This is a genomic window from Enterococcus sp. AZ035 (assembly GCF_050548325.1).
In the GTDB taxonomy this organism is placed as follows: domain Bacteria; phylum Bacillota; class Bacilli; order Lactobacillales; family Enterococcaceae; genus Enterococcus; species Enterococcus faecalis.
Genome location: NZ_CP172958.1, coordinates 1,871,890 through 1,893,806 on the forward strand (window position 1 = coordinate 1,871,890; position 21,917 = coordinate 1,893,806).

Here is a 21,917-nt window from a genome sequence, read left to right on the forward strand (position 1 = left end):
AGTTGCTTCACCAGCCTTTTTCTAAAAGATTTTTCTTTTATAACATATCAAATAATGATAATTGGTTTTCATCTGGCAAGTCTTTTAAGACACCATTTTCATTCATGTATTCAATCAATGTTTTAGAAACTTTGCCTCGTGTTGCCAAATCTTCTTTCGACAAGAACGGTTGCTCTTCTCGCGCAGCAACAATGGCTTTCGCTACGTTGAGGCCTAAACTTGGCACTGCTCGGAAAGGTGCAATCAAGGTATCCCCTTCAATCACAAAATTTTCAGCATCTGATTTGTACAAATCAATCATGCCAAATTTATAGCCCCGTTCCAACATTTCATTACATAATTCTAAAACCGTTAATAAGTTTTTCTCTTTGGTGGAGGCGTCCATCCCTTTGTCCGTAATTTCTTTCATTCGTGCTTTCACAGCTTCTTTCCCTTGTGACATTGCCACTAAGTCAAAGTCATCCGCCCGAACGGAGAAAAATGCACAGTAATATAAGATTGGGAAATAAACTTTAAAGTAAGCGACCCGCAATGCCATTAATACGTATGCTGCCGCATGGGCTTTCGGGAACATATATTTAATTTTAGAACAAGAATCAATATACCAGTCAGGGACGTTGTTTTCCTTCATCGCATTTAAATACGTATCCCGTAGTTCATCAGGAATCTTATTCCATTGTCCTTTACGTACCGTTTCCATAATCTTAAAGGCCATCCCACTGTCCAAACCAGCATGAATTAAATAAACCATGATATCATCCCGACAACCAATTACTTCAGCAAGATTGGCTTCGCCACGGCGAATCAATTCTTCTGCATTCCCTAGCCACACATCGGTTCCGTGAGACAGTCCAGAAATTTGAAGTAATTCTGCAAAAGTTGATGGATGGGTCTGTTCTAACATACCTCGAACGAAACGTGTCCCAAATTCAGGAATTCCTAAAGTTCCTGTTTTAGAATAAATTTGCTCTGCATCCACACCTAGAACATCAGGTCCTTCAAAAATACGCATCACTTCTGGATCGTCTGTTGGGATGGTTTTTGGCTCAATCCCAGATAAATCTTGTAACATCCGAATCACGGTTGGATCATCATGTCCCAGAATATCAAGTTTTAAAATATTATCGTGAATGGAATGGAAATCAAAGTGCGTCGTTTTCCATTCTGCCTCTTGATCATCAGCAGGGTATTGGATTGGCGTAAAGTCATAAACATCCATGTAATCAGGAATTACAATAATACCGCCGGGATGCTGCCCAGTCGTCCGTTTAACCCCTGTTGAACCTTTAGCTAAGCGATCAATTTCAGCACCACGCAAATGTAAATTATGATCTCTTTCATATCCTTTAACAAAGCCATACGCTGTTTTGTCGGCTACTGTACCAATGGTTCCTGCCCGGTAGACATATTCTTCACCAAAAAGAACTTTCGTGTAGTTATGGGCTTCGGCTTGATAATCGCCAGAAAAGTTCAAATCGATATCGGGAACTTTGTCGCCATGGAATCCTAAGAACGTTTCAAAAGGAATGTCGTGACCATCTTTAAACAATCGAGCGCCACATTTTGGACAGGCTTTTTCAGGCATATCAAACCCTGAACCATAGGAACCATCTTCATAGAACTCAGAATATTGACACTCAGGACAATAATAATGTGGCGCTAAAGGATTTACTTCAGTAATCCCTGTCATTGTCGCAACAAAACTCGAACCGACAGAGCCCCGTGAACCAACTAAATAACCGTCTTCATTACTTTTATGCACCAGTTTTTGAGAAATTAAATAAATGACCGAGAAACCATTCCCGTTAATCGAATTCAGTTCCTTTTCTAACCGTTTTTCGACAATTTCTGGTAAAGGATCGCCATACAATTCGCGCGCACGATTGTAGCTTAAATCAGTGATTTCTTGTTCAGACCCAGGAATTTTTGGCGTATACAAATCGTCTTTTACTGGAATAACTTCTTCACATAAATCAGCGACTTTGTTGGGATTTTCTACTACAATTCGCTTAGCGACGTCTTGTCCTAAAAATTGGAATTCCGTTAACATTTCATCGGTGGTTCGGAAATGAACCTTTGGTAAACTATGGCGATTTAACGGATTAGCGCCACCCATAGACCCGACTAAAATTTTCCGATAGATGGCATCTTCTTCATTTAAATAATGAACATTTCCAGTGGCGACAACCAGCTTGCCAAGTTCGTCACCGATTTTCACTAAATTACTAATAATTTCTTCCAAATCTGCTTCATTTTTCACCAATTCTTGTTCAATTAATGGCGCGTATACTGGTTTGGGCATAACTTCAATATAATCGTAGAATTTGGCACGATTTTTTGCTTCTTCGACACCTTTTTGCATCATTGCTTCAAAAATTTCGCCGTTTGAACATGCGGAACCGATTAAAAGCCCTTCTCTTAATTTCGATAATTGCGAACGAGGAATCCGTGGTACTCGGAAAAAATAATCTACATTGGACATGGAAATCAATTTAAAAAGATTTTTTAATCCTGCTTGAGTTGTTGCTAAAATCGTTGCATGGAAAGGTCGAGCTCGTTTGTATGAGTCTCCTTCGCCAATATGACGATTCAAATCATCATGGAAATGCATATCATGATTCTCTTTCGCTTCTTTTAAGAAAATCCAGCACAAATGACCTGTTGATTCCGAGTCATAGATGGCGCGGTGATGTTGTTCTAAGTTGACGCCAAATTTTTTCGATAAGGTATTTAGACGATGGCTTTTGAAATGCGGATACAAGAACCTAGATAATTCTAATGTATCGATGACGGGATTAGCCGCTTCAGGTATTCCATGTTTGCCATAACTTGTATTTAAGAACCCCATATCAAAAGAAGCGTTGTGGGCCACTAAAATAGTTCCTTCTGAAAACTCTTTAAACATGCGTAAAACTTCTTCTTCGGATTTTGAACCGCGCACCATTTCATCTGTAATCCCAGTTAAATTAATTGTCGTTTGAGATAATGGATGGCCAGGATCAATAAACTGCTCAAAAGTCTCAATGACATTTCCTTTGTGCATTTTGACTGCGGCCAATTCAATAATGGTATCATAAACAGCGGAAAGCCCCGTTGTTTCCACGTCAAAGACCACATAGGTAGCATCTGTTAATTCAATATGTTCTTCGTTGTAAGCAATAGGTACACCATCATCAACAATATTGGCTTCCACGCCGTATAAAATTTTAACGCCTGCTTTTTTACCTGCAGCATGGGCATCAGGAAACGCTTGGGCTCCGCCATGATCCGTAATTGCGATGGCCTTGTGCCCCCATTTCCCCGCTTGCGCCACCAAGTCACCGACTTTATTGGTCGCATCCATTGTACTCATGTTACTATGCATGTGTAATTCTACACGTTTTTCACCTTCTGGCGCGTAGTCTTTTCTTGGCGCATGGGCGACTTCCATCAAATCTTGAGCATTCATGACTAAATCACGCATGAAGGTATCTTCTTGTACACTACCACGAACACGAATCCAACTTTGTGGTTGAATCGCATCAAAAACTTGTTCATCTTTTTCCCCATTCGAAAATTTCTTCACCACGAAAGAGGAAGTATAATCAGTTATTTTCAAAATTAAAATTTTTCGTTTAGAACGCAATTCACGCACTTCTTTATCAAAAATAAAGCCTTCAATCGTTATCCGACGTTCTTCTTCCAGTATATTTCCCATTGGCATAATGGGTTCATCATTGGGAATATTCCGACCTAAACGAATTGGACCATCAAACGCAGGCGCTTGTTGTTGTTTTTCTTTTTTCATTTGTTCATGTTTAACAAGCGATTCAGCAGCTTGTTGTTGAAAGGCTGCGGCTTGTTCTAATTTTTGCTCTTCAAACTTTTTCAGCACTTCTGCAGCTTGCTGTTGATCCATTTTTGGTTCAATATGAAATTTAGGAAACCCGTAAGAGAAATAAAGTTCCTCAATAATTGGTAAATATTGTTGCTTCAAATAAGGAATAACTGCTTCATTATCAACAGGTAAGATAATTTTCCGATCTTCAAATTGTGGTGTCTGTGTTTTTAAGACTTTCTGAACTAACGGCGTATTGCATTGGCTATTTAACAAGGCCAATTGCCAATAATCCGTTAATTGTTCCTCAGTAAATGTTGTCTGATTTGTGGTTATTTGAACGGATACCTGCGCAATTTGTTGAAAAGCTAGTTCCAATTGTTGCATAAATGTTTGATATAGCATCACTGGCATCAATTCATCAAAACTTAAATGAAATTCCCATAAGCGACTTTGTTGGTGAACAATGACCTTGTCAATCCGGCCATTTTGAATTAAGGGATGTTCTTTCGCTGTGTCATCTAACTGAATTTGCGTCATCAGTTTATCAAATAAATCGCGTGCTTTTTCTGTCACAAAATGAACCTCCTTCTATCATTGAAAAAAGGCCCTCAGACAAATCTGTCAAGTGCCTTTTTTCGGTTTCTCTGCATTCGCTTCTCTTTTAAGTATACTCGTTTTTTGTAAAAAAACAATCTTGTTTCTTTTCTAAAAAGAGCTAAGAAGAGCTTGAAGCAAAAATCACTTTAGATTTTTGCTTCAAGCTTAAACGCTGATAAGTGGCGGAAACAGTTTATCCTAATCATTCTGTCCGCCCTTTTCATTATTATTCCGCTTCTGATGTTGTGTTCATCAAAATAGAAAGTGTACTTTCTAATTCTTCTTTGCGTACTTCTAACATTTCACCAGTACGTTTGATTTTGACTTCTACCACACCATCGACTGCTTTTTTCCCGACTGTGATACGGATTGGACAACCAATTAAATCAGCATCAGCAAATTTTACGCCTGCGCGCTCATTGCGGTCATCAACTAATACTTCGTAGCCCGCTTCGGTCATCATTGCTTCAACTTCTTGTGATAGTTTTGTTTGATACTCATCTTTCACATTCATTTGGACCACGTGTAAATCAAATGGCGCAATTCCTGTTGGCCAATTAATACCGCGCTCGTCTGCATTTTGTTCAACGATTGCTGAAAGTAAACGACTAACACCGATGCCATAGCAACCCATGATCACTGATTTTTCACGACCATTTTCATCTAAAACTGTTGCGCCCATAGCATCACTGTAACGCGTTCCTAATTTGAAGATATGACCAATTTCGATTCCTTTGGTAAAGGCTAAGACACCATTGCCATCAGGAGAAGGATCGCCTTCTTGAACAAAGCGTAAATCTTCGTAACTAATTGGTTGGAAATCACGATCTGGATTTACATTTGTCAAATGATAGCCATCTTCGTTAGCTCCAACAATGGCGTTGGCTAAATCTTGAACAGCTAAATCTGCATAAATTTTAACATCTTCGGCAACATTGACTGGACCAATTGAACCAAAGCCAGCTCCTAAGACACGGCGAGCATCTTCTTCTGTTGCTTCATCTAGGAAATCAGCGCCTAAGAAGTTTTTCAATTTGACGTCATTGACATCATGATCGCCACGAACCAAGACCATTACTGGCTCTTCATCGGCAATAAATAGTACTGATTTAATAATACGTTGTGGCTCAACTTCAAAGAAGTTTGCCACTTCGGCAATTGTACCCACATCTGGTGTTGCAATTTTTTCTAAATCTAATTGTGTTTCATGTGATTTTTTCGGCGTATAAAGACTTGTTGCCATTTCTAAATTGGCAGCATAATCACTTTCTGTTGAATAACAAATAGTATCTTCCCCAATTTCAGAAATCGCCATAAATTCTTTAGAATCTTTACCACCCATGGCACCACCGTCCCCAATAATGGCACGGAATTCTAGTCCACAGCGTTCAAAAATGCGTGAGTAAGCTTTTTCGTAATCACGGTATGATTGATCTAAACTAGCTTCATCGGCATGAAAAGAATAGCCATCTTTCATAATAAATTCACGGCCTCTTAATAAGCCAGAACGAGGGCGTTTTTCATCACGATATTTTGTTTGAATTTGGTATAAATTCAAAGGTAATCGTTTGTAAGAATTGATTTCATCACGAATTAATTCTGTGAAGGTTTCTTCATGCGTTGGGCCTAAGATATAGTCACGGTCATTGCGATCTTTTAAGCGATACAAGTTAGGTCCATAAGTTTCATAACGGCCTGATTCTTTCCAAAGTTCTGCGGGTAATAACGCAGGCATTAACATTTCAACTGCATCAATTTTCTCAAATTCTTCTCGCATAATCGTTTTTAATTTTTCTAAAACACGATTGGCTAAAGGTAAATAAGAATAGATCCCTGCAGCGACTTGACGAATATAGCCTGCGCGCAACAGAATTTGATGACTTAAGACTTCTGCATCATTTGGTACTTCTCTTAACGTTGGAATTAACATTTTTGACTGTTTCATTAAAACTCTCCTCTATTTTAAAATCAACTATTTTTGATTTCTTTACACACTTTTTTACTTAAGCTTTCTCCTTAAAAGAAAAAGCGTTGAATATCGTTCCAAGTAACTAACACCATTAACACCATGACAAACCCAAAGCCAATTAACGTAATGATGCCTTCTTTTTCAGGACTAATTGGTTTTCCACGTACACCTTCAATAATGTTTAAGACAATTTTCCCGCCATCTAAAGCTGGGATCGGCAACAAATTAATAATCCCTAAGTTCATTGACAACATGGCCATTAAGAATACAACTGTACTTACTCCAGCATTGGATGCTTCTTCCGATAATTTAAACATCATGACTGGCCCACCTAGTTTGTTTAAGCTAAAACCGGTGAATAGTGAGCCGAGTGCTTTAAAAATCTGTGTCGTACTATTTAAAGTATCCTGAATACCGCCCATCAATTTTGACGGTAAATCGGTTTTCATATAAGGATAAACGCCGACTTTACCAATCGTTTGTTTTTCCACTTTTTGTTTTTCTGGTGTCACTGTTAGTTGCTCTTCTTTGCCGTTACGCTCAACTACGAACGTTAACGGCTTTTCGGGGTTCTTCTGCACAATGGTTGTAAAATCTTCGTATTTTTTGATTTTTTGATTATTAATCGATAAGACTTTATCATTTTCTTTCAACCCAGCTTCTGCGGCTGGGCCATTAGGAATCACTTGTCCAATTTGATTCGTGTTTAAATCAGTAACGCCTCCTTGTAGAAAGACCGCTAACGTAAACAGAATAAACCCTAAGATAAAGTTATTCATGGGTCCCGCAAAGTTCGTCAAAATGCGTTGCGATAATTTCGCTGATTGAAATTGAACGTCAAGTGGCGCAATCCGCACCTCGGTTCCATCACTTTCAATAATCGTTGCATCATGGTCAACTTTATAAACGGTTTCTTCTTCCTCGTTTCCATTGACATAGCCCTTGATGAATAATTCTTTTTCAAGATCAAAATCAACGACTTCCATCGGAATACTATGAGGTAATTGTACTTTTTTACTTGTATTAATTTTAACCACATTACCCACGGCATTTAACTCAACAGATAGAGGCATACCTGGTGTGATTTCTGTCATGTCTTCGCCCATCCCAGCCATTCGCACATAGCCACCAATTGGCAATAAGCGAATCGTATAAGTGGTGCCATCTTTTCCACGATGCGCAAAAATCTTTGGTCCCATTCCGATTGCAAACTCACGAACTAAAATACCCGCTCGTTTTGCAAAATAAAAGTGGCCAAATTCATGTACGAGGACAAGAATACCGAAGACAATAATGAATGTGATAATTGTTTTCATAGATGTCCTTCTTCCTTCATTCACTGACGTTCAGTGCTTTTTATTATTACATGGGAAAGTCTCGTAAAACTTGCTCTGTTCCCTTCCCGATAAACCAGTGCAACTGTTTACTGAGAACAGTCGCCACTGTTAGTGAACAAATCTTTCCTTATGTAAGACAAGTTTTATTTTAGCATATTCACTCATAAATAACCATTGGACTTGACCACTTCGCCTAGATATTTTGTGTTTTTTTAGAAAACTCTATAAATGAGAGGAATTGATTACTACGACCAGTATTTTTTTAAAGACCTTCAACAATAGTAGCTAACTTTAGACCATAAACTTTTCCGACAGTTTGTCGTATTTTATCAACACGCTGATTGACATGTGCTACCATGAAAGTATTAATAGTAATTTTAGGGGGAATGAATCAATGTATGGAGAATTACATGGTAAAGTGGCCGTTGTCACTGGTGCAGCTACGGGTTTAGGATTATTTATTACTCTGCGTTATATCTTAGAAGGTATGAATGTTGTTGCTGACTATGTCGGTGAGCTGCCTAAAGAATTTGAAGATGTTCAAGCCAAGCACGCAGACCGCGTAAAATTCGTGAAGGCTGATGTCTCTAATGAAGAAGATATTAAAGCGTTAGCTGAAACCGCTTTAAAAGAGTTTGGTCATGTTGACATTTGGGTAAATAACGCCGGTGTGGAGGCTTCTTTTCCGACAATTGATATGCCATTAAAAGAATGGCAACGTGTCATTGATGTCAATTTAAACGGTGTCTTTTTGGGTTCTAGAGAGGCACTCCGAATATTTAGAGAACAAAAAATCAAAGGGTCAATCATTAATATGTCCTCCGTTCACCAAAGAATTCCTTGGCCAACGTTCGCCCACTATGCGGCAAGTAAAGGCGCAACCGAAATGTTCACGAAAACAATCGCTTTGGAATATGCGGAATATGGTATTCGTGCCAACTGTATTGCACCTGGAGCGATTAACACACCTATTAATGCTGAAAAATTTTCCGATCCCGAACAGTTAAAACAAACAACGAGCATGGTTCCTATGGGCATTATTGGTAAACCAAATCAAGTAGCTGCTGCGGCCGCTTGGTTAGCTTCTGATGAATCCTCATACGTAACCGGAACAACACTCTTTGTAGATGGTGGGATGTCTCTATACCCTTCGTTCCAACACGGAGCTGGTTAAAAAGTAGTCTGCAACAAAAATTCTCTATGAATTTTTGTTGCAGACTTTGTACTATCACACACAAAATCTATTCAGGAGGCTTACCATGAAACTAGTCAAAAATGTTCTTTTAATTTTAATTGGTTTAGTTATTATCGGGATTGGCGCATCCACTTTAAGAGTGGCAGGTTTAGGAGTTGATCCTTTCACTGCTATGAATATCGGACTTTCTTCGATGTTTGGTATGCAATTAGGCATTTTTCAAATTATTGTCAATGCGTTTATTTTATTCTATGTCTATTTAAAAAACAAAAAAGCCATTGGTCTAGGAACTATTTTAAATATGCTTTTAGTAGGAATTTTGATTCAACAGATTTCTACTTGGCTTCAACCTTACGCCAATAGTTTAGGAGGCTCAACAATTGGCAAACTACTTTCTTTATTCGTCGGAGTCCTGATTTTTACATTTGGCTGCGCCTTATACATGGCTACAGATCAAGGCGAATCCCCCTATGATGCGATTGCGCCAACCATCTGTCAACAAATCAACAAACCTTACGCTTCTGTTCGAAAAGCACAAGATTTGTTGGTCCTATTAATTGGCTTTATTGCTGGTGGTCCAATTGGGATTGGTACAATTATTTGTGCATTTGGTGCTGGCCCACTCATTAGTTTCTGGAACAAGTTACTTCAACCTTTAGTAAAATAATTTTTTAACTAAAATATAAGAAAAAGCGATGACTTCATAGAGATTTTTTTCTCGAGTCATCACTTTTTTATTTGTGCTTCTTTGAAGAAGCATGATTAGTGTGTTTCTTGTTTGGCTTTCCGTTGTTATTTTGGTTGATTATTTTGTTGGTAGAGTGAAAAACTAGCTGACAGAGCCTTCCAGCAAAGGGATGGTGTTTTCTACAAGTTTCAATAGCTTCTAAATGCTGTTATATCAACATCCGCCGTTTTGGACGGTACCGTGAAATTCTGATGTTTTTTCGGTATTGTTGCTAGTTTGGGTGTTAGTTTTAATTGCTTCAGTATAAAATTTTCAACGTTTTATCAAATAAATAATTAAAAATTCGTCAAATCAACAGCGGATGAAAAAATATTTTCTCTTGCTTCAATCCGTTTCTGAACAATATCCTCTACTTGTTGAGAAATGACTTTTTTCATCTGATTGGATTTTGGAATAGGTAACAGAACTTCATCCAGCCGTTTCCCAATTGTATCTATTACATCCCTAGTAAATTGTTTAGTGCGTATTTGTCGTTTTACAATATAAGAATTTAGTAAACCTAGAAGCAAATACGAGGATAGATATGAGGAATCATTGGTTCTAATTTTGTATAACCCTCCACTAAATAAGCTTTTTGAATCATACTGAGTAATCATACAAGAACTCCCTACTAGATAAGTTCCATCTCTTACTAATAAAATGTCTTCGCTTTGTACATCTTCTTTCTCTTTATATAAATCATATATTTCTTCAGAAATACCTTGCTTTACATCTGTTTTTATTTCCCAATTTGAAAAATCCGATGTACGTAAAAAAGGTATATTACCAGTGCCATAAGCCATTTTACCTATTTCATCACCAGTTGAAAGAGAAAGTATACCACTTTTAGTTAGTTCCCCAATAGTTCTCAATTCACAATTTTTCTCTAAATCATGTAATTCATCATAGATTGAAGGATCATAATATTTGGGAATAAAAATTGAGTTTTTAATTTCACTAGAGCGTATACTAAACGTTGAAAAGTCTCCAAATTCTAGAGTAACAGTATCCTGAATCATTTCCTCTAGTATTTCATCTAAATCTTTAGATAGAAATTCCGAAAAATTATCAGTCCCCCCATTCCTCAAAGATTCCTCCATTAGCAATGGAAATTGTTTAATAACGGCTTTATATTTCACTCGATCTGTTAACATTTGTTGAACTTGAAAAGAAGTATCCAAAGCTTCCTTATTATTTTTTGGAATAGGTAAAACAATTTCTAAAAATCTATTTCCTATTGTGTCAATGATATCAGCTGTAAATTGAAAACTACGTATTTGCTTCTGAACAATTTCTGTATTTAATAATAAGAACAAAAGATGCGGTGTTATAAGTTCATTTTCATTTACCCGTACTTTATATATATGGGATTGATATAACATAGGTAAATCCAATTTACTTACTAAACAATTTGTTCCAATCAAATATGTTCCATCTTTTACGAATAAAATATCATTTTCCTGAATATCTTGTTTTTCATTATAGTACTCAAATATCTCCTGAGACACTCCCTGTTTAGGGATAGTCTTTATTTCCCAATTTGAAATATCCGATGTACGAACAAATGGAATGTCTCCTGTACCATATGCCATTTTACCAATCTCATCTCCGGTAGATATTGATAATACTCCATTTTGTAAAAGTGTTCCTATTTTAATTAAGTTATGATTATTTGAAAGTCGGAGAAGCTCATTCTCGATTTCTGGATCGTAGTACTTTGGAATAAATATATTGTTTTTAATATCCGTACTCTTTATTCGAAATGAATTCATCTTTTATCACCCATTTCCCAATATTGAGCTGCAATTTTAGGAATATCGTCAAGTAATACTCTTTTGCCTTCTTCATCAAAAGTATAAGTAGGATTTCCACGACTATCATGTCCACACCATTTTACATCACTCATAAAAATATCATATGGTTCAATTATTTTTCCCACTTCATTTTCAGATAGTTTTTCACAAATTACAACACAACATTTCGCATGCGTATGCGGCTGAAAAAGATCCTCAGGCATTGCAACTACACCTAAAATTTTAGCTTTACTGGTAATATAGTCTACAACATATTGATACTTTGGCATTCCAAAAATACTCTCCAACAAAACAATGCCTAGTTTCCCTCCAGGTTTCAAAAAATCAAAGCATCTCTCAATAAATAAAATTTGTGGTGGTTGTTTGTCTTGTAATGTCATTTTTTCGAAAACACCATCATCATTTTGTTTCCACTTGTATCCTAAATCAAATTGTTCAAGAATATCAGTACTCATGATAGCTAGCTTTTTTCCAAAAGGAGGGTTAGTAATAACCATATCAAATTCCCCCATCCGGATATCTTCCTTGGTAGAACTACCCCAATTTTTCCACCGTTCCAAGCTGTTTTCACTATGAACGCCGCCTCGACCATCTCCTAATATTGCTAAATAAGCTTTGGCTACTTTACTTAGAAAATAATCTTTATCTATTCCTCGAAAGTTTCGAATTGCAACTTTTTGTTTTTCTGCTTCAATTTCATGAACAGGCCATCCTAACTCACGTCCTTCAGTTTCAACTTTATTCCAAACATATCTTAATGACTCTACTAGAAACCCTCCTGATCCACAAGCTGGATCAAGGATTTTATCATCTCTACTTGGATCTAACATCTCTATTACCATATTAACAACATTTCTCGGCGTAAAAAACTGCCCTTGTCCTCCCTTAAGAGATGGGCCAATAAATATTTCAAAAGCTTCACCCACAGCATCCCGAGAACTTTCTTGTAAACTATATAATTGAAGTTCCCCAACTACATAAGTCAAGCTTTTAGCATCAAATTGAATTGAATCACTCACTTCAATAACATCATTATATTGACGCTTTACTTTCTCAAAAAGCTTTACAACTCGAGATCTTACTTTTTCATAAGATTCTCCAATTCCTGCTCTAAATTGAACGGTGTCTTCTGGTCTCGTAAATCGTTCGTCATAAATCTTACAAAAGATTAAATTAATTATTTGAGAAGCAAAAACTTCATCTCTAGTTATACCAACAGCATTTGCTGCCAAATAATTTCGAATTGTTTTAAATGTTGGCTTTAAATTTTCTGCTGGCTTCAGATCTCTCCTTTTAAATTGACCTATATCTTCAAGGCGCTCCCCATAGCGTGGAATATTGGGAATTTCTGAAAATTTAACTTGCCCATCTTCCTCAGTCTTTAAAAGAAATAATCTTTCTTCTCCATTAAACCAAACACCAAATCTGGCTTTAGAAAATCTCAAATAGTCCTCTAATTGACTTCTACCATCTTTTCTAGTTTTTTTCTTACACTCCACAATAATACTTGCTGAAGAGTCATCTTTCCTACTATCAGAAAAAACAGCTATATCAACAGGATATTCTTTCTTTCTATCAGATGGTCTAACTTTAACCCTCCACTGAGGTCTAGTAACAATATTTTCTTTTGGGTAACCATAATCATCTACTAAAATTTTTGAAAATGGTTGAACAGCCTCTATCTCTTCTGGTGTCTCCTTTACTTGGATTCCAGAAATAAAATCTTCAATATATCCTTCTCTTTTATCTGACATTAATTATCTCCTATGCTGTTTATTGACATTCACTATTATTATATTTCATAACCTCCTTTTTTTCAATTTGAATCTTAATTATCTGAATACAATAAATAGCTTACTGAACAAAGAAATTGAGAGAGCATGCTTATGAAGATCTACTGGAAAACTATTATTTTAAATTTTCTTCTTTTTCTCGCTCATCAAATCAACAAGATTACTTAAAAATACACAGAATTACTTCACTATTACATTTCGAAACTCCGTTCCTTATCGTAAACACTCTCTTTTCAAATAGAATTACACTTATTACGATTTTTTCTAATAAAATATATATAAATTGTATCTATGATTGTATATCAATGTAAGATAAGAACTCCGAAAATATGTAATTTTGTAATTCCAACATAAAACCCATTAAAAACACTATCATACCAACCTTTTAATGATTACAGTAAAACGTAATATTTATTACAAAAATACACTTCCATCCTCTTATTCTAGATTACACGAGAACCAAGAAGAAGCTGTCTATACTACTCTGTTCTTACTTCCATAATCAAACCTTTCTTTTATAAATCAATGCAAGCCATGCTTGCCAAAAAGAGTGACGAATAAATAGAAAAGGAATGATGAACAATGGCAGTAGCAACAAAAAAAACACTAAAAAGACAACTAACAATTTCTAATATGTTCAACAATCGAATAAGAACAACAAATTTTAATAAGCTAAGCAATCAAGAATTGGTTGAACTTTCATTCAATTTGGAACCTTTAAAAGCAGCTGAACTATTAGAAAGTATAGATACTCTAGCAGATTTGAAAAATGGACTTACCGAATTTCCTTCAACTATGGAATTCCAATTCATGGCAAGCTTTGAGCTATCAAAACGTATTCTCCAGTTGGATGTTAAAAAGGAGAAAATAACTAACTCGTATGGGCTTGATCAACACTTAATTCAAGAAACACGTGATTTAGAGCAAGAACATTTTATTCTCCTAACATTGAATACTAAGAATCAAATTATTAGGTAAAGAACTTTGTTTATTGGAACTCTTAATCAAAGTATTGCGCATCCTTGAGATATTTTTCGAGAAGCAATAAGAGATAATGCCACTCAAATTATTGTTGCCCATAATCATCCTTCTGGTGATTCCACCCCCAGTGAATCCGACAATATGTTTACATCAAGATTAACAAAAGCATGTGAGCTTATTGGAATACAAATGTTAGATCATTTGATTTTAGGCGAATCAACTTATCATTCTTATGCTGAGAATTAACAGTCATTTTTAGTCGATTTGACAAAACTTGACACGTATATTAAAATTAATTTCATTCAAAAATATTTTTAAATAACGAAATTAATTCATATGCCTTCGAGCTATTCACAAATCAAAAATAATGTTGTATTCTAGCCTTAGCTGTTTTAGCTAAGGTTTTTTAACGCCAAAAATCCTCTAATTCAGCAAATATGAAAGAAGATTACAACCATTCCATTGATAGAGTTCTTTTATCAAATATAGAAAATGGAAAAGCTATAGCAGGTAAAAATAAGTACCTATTTTCAGCAAGCTTGTTAGAGGGTTTCTGTAACATGATGGCAGTTACTAGAGATGAATTAATATTCGGTGATACTAAGCAAAAGGAACAATTAATAAAACTCATCTTATTACCTCTGCTTATGAATGGTGATAAGGTTGCTGATGATACGGCTATTGAGGATGATAACAAAATTCTGATTCCTTTCATCGAAACAGGTGACAGCATTGAACACTACATGACAAACGATCGACACTACATCTTAGATCGGTTGTTTTATTCAAACAGAATAGACACCTCTTCTACAGATGAATATCCATTGAGTTTAGAAAATATCGAGCAATTTTTATCCGAAAATTATCCATTTTTTTCAAATTCTCAATTTCAAGAAAGCTACCTACTTCTCACGACAGAAAAACAGCAAGATTTTACAAAGCTATCCAATTTACTACTAAAGCTACTATTTAGAACCTTAGATTTCGCCACTGACTTCATTGAAAGATTTCGTCTTCTGTATCAAAATCAGGATTTACTTGTTTCAGAAGTACAAATATTTTTGCAAAATAGAGGTTGCTAGGGAAGCCTAGCAACAGATTGGACTAATTCAAACTTTTACTTATTTGTAGATGCATTTAACAGTTTTTGGACACGACACAAACAGGATATAATGACTTATTTTGAAGAAAATTTATTTGATTTAAACAATAAAAACTTTAACCAAATTAGAATTATGTGGCATTTAACTGATGAATATTTTAACGAGCTCATAACCTCAAAAGATTTTGAAACCTTATTAGTAAATCTACTTATCACCGATGAATACAGCGAGCAAACAATGATTGGACATAATCACGTTAGAAGTGTCATCCAATCTGACTTAATGATAGACCCAAATATTGGATATATGAACAATCCAACTATTAAAGGCTATGACTTAAACAAACTCAATTCGGATATGCAAAGCCTGACACGTTTTTTTGAAGAAATGAGCAAGAATAATCATGGTAAAACTGTCATATTACCGCTTTTTGCTAGTCAATATGCAAAAATTCAATGATAAGGATTATTAAAATAAAGAAAATTACACCTCTTGCTTATCTTGCAAAAGGTGTTTTTTGTAGTAGTTTTTTTCATATTTTCTACTAAAAATCTCCTGTGGTTAAACGTTAAGACATCGAAGTAAAATAAGCGCATAGCTTAGCTAAGCAAAAAACGAAAGAGGTAAACTTTTATGCAAACACTTAATAAAATAAAATTAATCTTGGAACGATATGTTAATCAAAAAATGCTGCTTAAAGAACTCAGGATTGGCTATGAAACTCTGAAGGAGCTACATCTACAAGTCTTGCAGGTCATCCATCTTGGTAGACAACGTCTTTATGATATAAACGACGTAAACGAACTACTCTCACAGCTAAAAAATGAGGTGTGAATGGTATGGCGATTACTTCTTTGAAACAATATGAAAAACGAAAAGAAAAGCTTTGGAAATTTAAATGCTATTTGGGAAAAGATGAATTTGGTAAAGATGTGGGAACAACATGTAGTGGCTTTAAAACGTAGTGGCTTTAAAACACAGAAAGAAGCTAAGCAAGCGTACCGCGAATTACAAATTGACTTTGATAAGAACAAACTGAAGCAAAAAGGCAATATCACCTTTGAAAAACTTTATGAAGAATTTTTACAGAGCTATCGAAACAAGGTTAAACCCTCAACTATTATGATCCTGCGACGTGCAATTGAGGATTATGCTCTTCAATATATCGGTAAGAAAAAAATTAAGGATATTAATGTTCGTCTATGTACTAGAATGAATGAAGAATGGGTCTCAGATGGATATAAACAGGCATATTACTTCCGCAGAGCCGTTGCTCAAATCCTACAATATGCCGTGCAGCAAGAACTAATTTATGAAAATGCAATGCGTAAAACTGCCCCTATCAATCGAGCAGAAATAGATGAAAACCTCGTAGACACCGAAACCATCAACGTATATATCCCAAAAGAGTTATCAGAATTCCTTCACTATAGCCAAAAGCATGGTAATTACTTTAGAACTCTAGCCTACACAGGAGCAAGAAAATCAGAAATTCTTGCTCTTGAATGGAATGATGTTGACTTTGAAAACAGCAAGCTAACAATCAGTAAAACCCTCGCAGAAGTAGAACTCAACCCGAAGACTAAGAAAACAAATGTTGAAAGTGCCAAAACCAATGCAGGAAAAAGAACCATCTCTATTGATACAGAAACCATAAGCCTTCTGAAAAATGGAAGGAACAGCAAACCATCCACCATACCATTCAAGGCTTCGACCCTTCAATTCCACACCAATTAGTTTTCCCAAGCAAATCAAATGAATTTTGCCGCCCAGGTCAACCAAACGATTGGTATGACATGATTGTTAATAAATACAATTTAAAGAAACGAATTACACTTCATGAGTTTCGTAAAACTCATGTCTCTTTATGCGCTATGGCTGACATGAAGCTTGAAGATATTATGTACAGAGTCGGTCATAAAGACTCAAAAATGACGAAACAAGTTTACAACTATTTCTACCCCGAGCGAGAAGAACGCAGCGCTGATAAATTCGCACAATTTATCGAAACAGAAAAAGATTTGTTCTAAAAATGCCCATTGGTGCTAGAATTGGTGCTACTTTTATTTTCGAGCATTAGAAAAAGCTAGGAATGCCTATATAACAGCGTTCCTAGCTTTTATTTTGTTATTCCTCAAATTCTTCTTCTATTGCCTTTAAAATACTATATTTTCCATTTTCGTAGGTCAATATTTTGTAATTTTCGATGTCAATTGTCTTTATTAGTTTTTCAATATTAAGTTTTGTTTTATTATCAAAAGCATAAAATACCCATTCAGCTTCCCAAAATTTATCACTTAAATATTCAAAGTACGGAAAATCAATTGCGCAAGAATGGCCATTTACTATAATTTCTTCTATTTCATTTCTGCCTAGAAATCCTTCTAATAATTTGATTTGTGGTACTTTATTGAACGATTCTACCTTATTGATTAAGCCTTTAAATGCTGTATAGGTATAGTAATCCATCATATTATTTTTCACCATATCTTCAATATGCTCTCGGATGTCAATCTTTCGATAAGGTCCTCTTCCTTTTTGCCTCACATCATATTGATATTTTTCTGGTGAAAAATCATCTTTAGGATAACCTAATATTAAATTGTCTTGACCAACCTCACCATGTACATGCAAAACACTATTTGCTTGTATGTCATATACCTTTTCTAATGTATGTGTGTAGTTAAAATTCACAAATAAACCTTTAGGCTTAAATAACTCATTATTTGATGAAATTGCAACTGTCTTAATTAGTTTCTCTTCAGCTTGTTTAGCAAATTCATATAGAGATGGCATCAAGTTACCATTTAGATCTACTTGTGTAATAATTGCATCCCTATCGCTTTCACGATCAGATAAATAATCCGGTTCATATCCTTCAAATATTTGTTCCAATTCATTAAAATCAGGCTTTCCTAAAAGATTTTCAAAATCAGACCAAATATCTATTTCTTGCGATTGATACATTTCCCAAAAATAAGGATTTTGTTCATACTTTTCAGCAATCTTTTTAAAGTCTGGATTAAAAGTTGTTGGCAACTTATGAGCTAAATCAAATCCATTACCTATAATAAATAATTTTTTACTCATAATACTCTCTCCTTATTTAAATAACTTTGATATCATCATTTTACTTCATATCGAACAGAAAATACTAATTCAAAAGTCAGCCAAAAGATTTGATCTAAAAATGCCCGTTGTTGCTAGTATTGGTTCTACTTTTATTTTCAGACATCAAAAAAGCTAGATATGCTTATATAACAGCCTTCCCAGCTTCTATTTTGTTATTATCCCACAGACCCTTCCAGCAGAAAGTTAGCTTTTTCTGAAGGCTCTAAGGGGCTCTAAACGTTGATATAACAGTATTCTATTTTTCTAGTGAATACTGTTTGTATCCCGTTAATTTTTGCCAATTGTAGTTAGTTTTGAGTTAGTTTCAAACTTTTTTGGCAAGAAAAAAATGGATATTTTCGGGAATTTTAGTAAGAATTTGCGAGCTAGGTTAGATACTAAAAAAAAACATTTCTGAATTAACTTATGCTCAAGATAACTTAGCAAGATTATCTTGAGTAATTTATTGCTGTATGCTCACTCAAAAATATCTAAAGAATTTAATAGAATATATTCTTAATTATTCCAATAGTTCCTTTGTCTTTAAATACTCAGCAATATTGTCATGATCCGGGAAAATAGTTTTTTGATTAATACCTAATCTATTTAAACTCCTAAACACTTTTTCTTTATCTGTTATAACAAATTCTACATCACTATCAACTTTTGAAAAGCCTATATAATCACTAGTTTCATTAGCTGCTCCTCTATAATGAGGCAGTTGATAAAGAAATGTTCCCTCTTGTGATTTCATACGCTCAAATTTAACAGATGGTTGAATAGAAATTAACGGAAATACAACATGCGACCCAACTTCATAAGATATAGAAAATTGATTTGAAAAACTATCTACCATATTCCTACTTTGCTGATTAATAGCCAATAAGATAATCACTGCAAGTGTATCTGACAAATATTGTTTATAATGAACTTCAAATATAGGATCTTTTCCAATCATTGAAATTGCAGTCCTAAATTTGTTACGCTCTTTATTATACTTAAAATCTATTTCGAAATATTTCAAAAAAATTTCCTCAAAATTTTGGGCATACGTCTCTAGATTTTCGTATTCTTGTGACTTAAACTCTCGTAATATTTGAGCAAAAGTCGCATCAACTTCAATTCCAATATATTTTCTTTCATACAAAACACTATTTTTTACCATAATTGATTCTAAATTTTCAATACATTTAAATAATAGTTCACGTTTAGCTTCAATGGATTGATTTTTTATTTTTACTAAAACTTGATATGTGAAGTCATTATCTAAAAAGAAAGAATTTAAAGTCATTTCTTCTTTATTTTCAAAATCAGACATATCAATGAATCTTTCTTTATTAAAAACATGAACTTTACATGTACTTTCCTGATAATTAGAAGAACATGCAAAATAGAGTGCCACCAGTGGACTAGAGGTGATATCTATTAACGAAGTTGGTAACCCATGATGTTGTGAGTATTGAAGAAAATTTTCTCTTTCAATTTCATTTAATTGATGTCCAACTTCACTATAATATTCTTTTAACGTTTTTCTATAATCGATTCTTTGTCTCATTTCAGAAAAAGGAATATTGTACTCTCTAAAAGCAGAAGCCGTTATTTCTGGAAACTTAGTACTCGATTCTCCCCTATAATAATAATTACCATCTAAAGCTTCTATATTAGAAATATAGTCTTGAATGTTATTAATGTTGATTATCGTCTTCATACAATTATCCTTTCATCAATTATTTTTTATATGTTCATGTTAACATATAATTTTATGTAATAGCCAATTAGTTAAGTATTCATTCGTTATGAATACTTATATATTCTGTCTAAATCAACCATCAATTATATTTATATTCTACCAGTACTATTCAAAAAAAGATGCACCAGAAGCCTTGATATAACGGCATTCTGATTTTCTGACGAATACCAACTGACTCATCTTAAAAATGAGTATCTTTTTTCATATACCCCACTTGATGTACTGATCTCTATGTGAGAGCCAGTCTGCTAATAATTCTCACTTTATTTTTGGGAACAAGACAAAATTCACGTTACTTTCAATAAAGATGTACTTCTTAACTTGAACTATCGGATTATTCGAGGTTAGTTGATTACCAAAATAAAATACTATAATATAGCTATAAAGGAGGGATTCATTTGAAAATTAACAATCATTATGTTCCTAAAACATATCTAAAACAATGGGCTCGTGAAAATAAAATTTATGAATATAAGCTTCTAGCTCCTCATGATAAATGTCCTAAATGGAGTAATGTTTCTATCTCAAGAACTTCAAGCCTTGACTCTTTATATTTGTATTACGATGAAGGCGAAATCACCGATGAAATGGAAGATTTTTTTTCAACTGAATTTGAAATGCAATATAGCTCATTCATCGATAAAATTAACTCTTACTCTATTCTTGATGAGATTGACAAAGAATATATTTCAAAGCTAGTTGCTAGTCAATACCTCAGAACATTGAAGGGTTTTTACCGTATTCAAAAATTTGTAATAGATACATTTCCTGATATTATTGAAGATTTAACATTCTCAATGGAGCAAGAGTTTAAAACAACAGGAACTTTGCGAGTTGATAATAAATCAAAAACAGAATACAACAACTTCATTCCCTTAAAAGTTGATATTCAGAAACTTGATGAGGAAAAATCTGGTTTGATCGTACAAACAATTGCTGGTAAATCATTGTGGTTGTTTGGTATAAAACATCTCCTTACTTCCACTTATAAAGCTTTAAATAAGATTTCATGGTGTATCTATGATGCTCCTAATAACTTTGAATGGGCTACTTCTGATGACCCAGTAATTTTTCTAAACTTCTACAATAAAAAGAATTACAATTTCGATGGTGCTTGGGGTGTAAACAATACAAATATCATTTTCCCTTTATCTCCAACCAAGTTATTATTTGCAACAATTGGTCAACCTACAACTCCATACCAAAAAGCGTCTCTGACTTTTGCTGAGGAAATCCAAAGATACATTGTTGAGAATGCATATTCTAAAGTATATTCGCGAATTGCTGTTAAAAAAATCACGAAAATACGCAAACGTCGTGTAGATGAAAAAGAATTCAGAGAATTTAATGACTCATTAAAGAATTTCCATGACAATTATGTGAACGATGAAATTCCTCTTTTAAAAGACAAACTTTAGATAAATAAACTCTTATTTTTTCTTTGAAAAATTGATACATCATTCAATAAAATAAACTTTAAAAATTTGTTAGAAGACCAGATTATTGGCGAGTTTCCGATAGATCCTAAACATTTGTATTACAACATTATTTCCTATAAATACAATTAAGGCTTGAAATTTTTTGTGGATTATAATTGGTTTTAATTGAATTTCAAACTAATTAGTAAATAATTCGCGAGCTAGAATAAATACTGAAGACGTTAATTAACGTCTTCAGTTTTTTCAAAGATACAAAATTTTATCTCCCTATGTACTAAAAT

Annotated in this window: 14 protein-coding genes and 1 pseudogene; 8 read left to right on the plus strand and 7 right to left on the minus strand. The window is 34.4% G+C overall.

The genetic code is table 11. The features are described 5' to 3' along the window. Nucleotides 1-37 precede the first annotated feature (37 nt). The 3 genes from IGL32_RS08980 to rseP form a co-directional block, all read right to left on the minus strand. Complete coding sequence (locus IGL32_RS08980) at nt 38-4,393, minus strand: PolC-type DNA polymerase III (RefSeq protein WP_002381593.1); 4,356 nt, start codon at nt 4,391-4,393, stop codon at nt 38-40. Nucleotides 4,394-4,643: 250 nt separating this feature from the next. Next, nucleotides 4,644-6,362, minus strand: coding sequence for a proline--tRNA ligase (locus IGL32_RS08985; protein WP_156210247.1), 1,719 nt, complete (start codon nt 6,360-6,362; stop codon nt 4,644-4,646). A 71-nt stretch (nt 6,363-6,433) separates the two neighbouring features. Then, nucleotides 6,434-7,702 (minus strand): RIP metalloprotease RseP, encoded by a 1,269-nt coding sequence (gene rseP, locus IGL32_RS08990; protein ID WP_002362168.1) that lies wholly within the window; start codon nt 7,700-7,702, stop codon nt 6,434-6,436. Between the two features lie 415 nt (nt 7,703-8,117). Between rseP and IGL32_RS08995 the strand changes: the two genes are divergently transcribed. Further along, nucleotides 8,118-8,897 carry an SDR family oxidoreductase gene (locus tag IGL32_RS08995; protein WP_010713222.1) on the plus strand — a complete coding sequence of 260 codons (780 nt, stop codon included), beginning with the start codon at nt 8,118-8,120 and terminating at the stop codon, nt 8,895-8,897. Nucleotides 8,898-8,982: 85 nt separating this feature from the next. Then, nucleotides 8,983-9,585, plus strand: coding sequence for a YczE/YyaS/YitT family protein (locus tag IGL32_RS09000; protein WP_002389010.1), 603 nt, complete (start codon nt 8,983-8,985; stop codon nt 9,583-9,585). A 356-nt stretch (nt 9,586-9,941) separates the two neighbouring features. Here the strand turns inward: IGL32_RS09000 and IGL32_RS09005 are convergent, their stop codons facing one another. Then, complete coding sequence (locus IGL32_RS09005) at nt 9,942-11,417, minus strand: hypothetical protein (protein ID WP_231594492.1); 1,476 nt, start codon at nt 11,415-11,417, stop codon at nt 9,942-9,944. Continuing rightward, a complete protein-coding gene (locus IGL32_RS09010; protein ID WP_156210245.1) occupies nt 11,414-13,213 on the minus strand; it encodes a restriction endonuclease subunit M in 1,800 nt (599 codons plus the stop codon). The genes IGL32_RS09005 and IGL32_RS09010 overlap by 4 nt, the downstream gene beginning before the upstream one ends. A 621-nt stretch (nt 13,214-13,834) precedes the next feature. Between IGL32_RS09010 and IGL32_RS09015 the strand changes: the two genes are divergently transcribed. The 5 genes and pseudogenes from IGL32_RS09015 (at nt 13,835) to IGL32_RS09035 (ending at nt 17,366) form a co-directional block, all read left to right on the plus strand. Then, complete coding sequence (locus IGL32_RS09015) at nt 13,835-14,230, plus strand: hypothetical protein (RefSeq protein WP_156210244.1); 396 nt, start codon at nt 13,835-13,837, stop codon at nt 14,228-14,230. A gap of 51 nt (nt 14,231-14,281) precedes the next feature. Beyond that, complete coding sequence (locus IGL32_RS09020) at nt 14,282-14,479, plus strand: JAB domain-containing protein (protein WP_167591359.1); 198 nt, start codon at nt 14,282-14,284, stop codon at nt 14,477-14,479. A gap of 191 nt (nt 14,480-14,670) precedes the next feature. Further along, nucleotides 14,671-15,315, plus strand: coding sequence for a hypothetical protein (locus IGL32_RS09025; RefSeq protein ID WP_156210243.1), 645 nt, complete (start codon nt 14,671-14,673; stop codon nt 15,313-15,315). A 90-nt stretch (nt 15,316-15,405) separates the two neighbouring features. After that, complete coding sequence (locus IGL32_RS09030) at nt 15,406-15,795, plus strand: hypothetical protein (protein ID WP_156210242.1); 390 nt, start codon at nt 15,406-15,408, stop codon at nt 15,793-15,795. Between the two features lie 380 nt (nt 15,796-16,175). After that, nucleotides 16,176-17,366: pseudogene (locus tag IGL32_RS09035) on the plus strand (tyrosine-type recombinase/integrase). Between the two features lie 97 nt (nt 17,367-17,463). Here the strand turns inward: IGL32_RS09035 and IGL32_RS09040 are convergent. Both IGL32_RS09040 and IGL32_RS09045 read right to left on the minus strand, forming a co-directional pair. Then, the gene (locus IGL32_RS09040) at nt 17,464-18,426 is read right to left on the minus strand and encodes an AbiH family protein (RefSeq protein WP_156210241.1); all 963 of its coding nucleotides are present in this window, start codon (nt 18,424-18,426) and stop codon (nt 17,464-17,466) included. A 541-nt stretch (nt 18,427-18,967) separates the two neighbouring features. Beyond that, nucleotides 18,968-20,155: an FRG domain-containing protein gene (locus IGL32_RS09045; protein WP_156210240.1), complete on the minus strand. Its 1,188-nt coding sequence runs from the start codon at nt 20,153-20,155 to the stop codon at nt 18,968-18,970. 440 nt (nt 20,156-20,595) lie between these two features. Here IGL32_RS09045 and IGL32_RS09050 point away from each other — a divergent pair, with 440 nt between their 5' ends. Next, nucleotides 20,596-21,615: a DUF4238 domain-containing protein gene (locus IGL32_RS09050; protein WP_010709709.1), complete on the plus strand. Its 1,020-nt coding sequence runs from the start codon at nt 20,596-20,598 to the stop codon at nt 21,613-21,615. Nucleotides 21,616-21,917 lie beyond the last annotated feature (302 nt).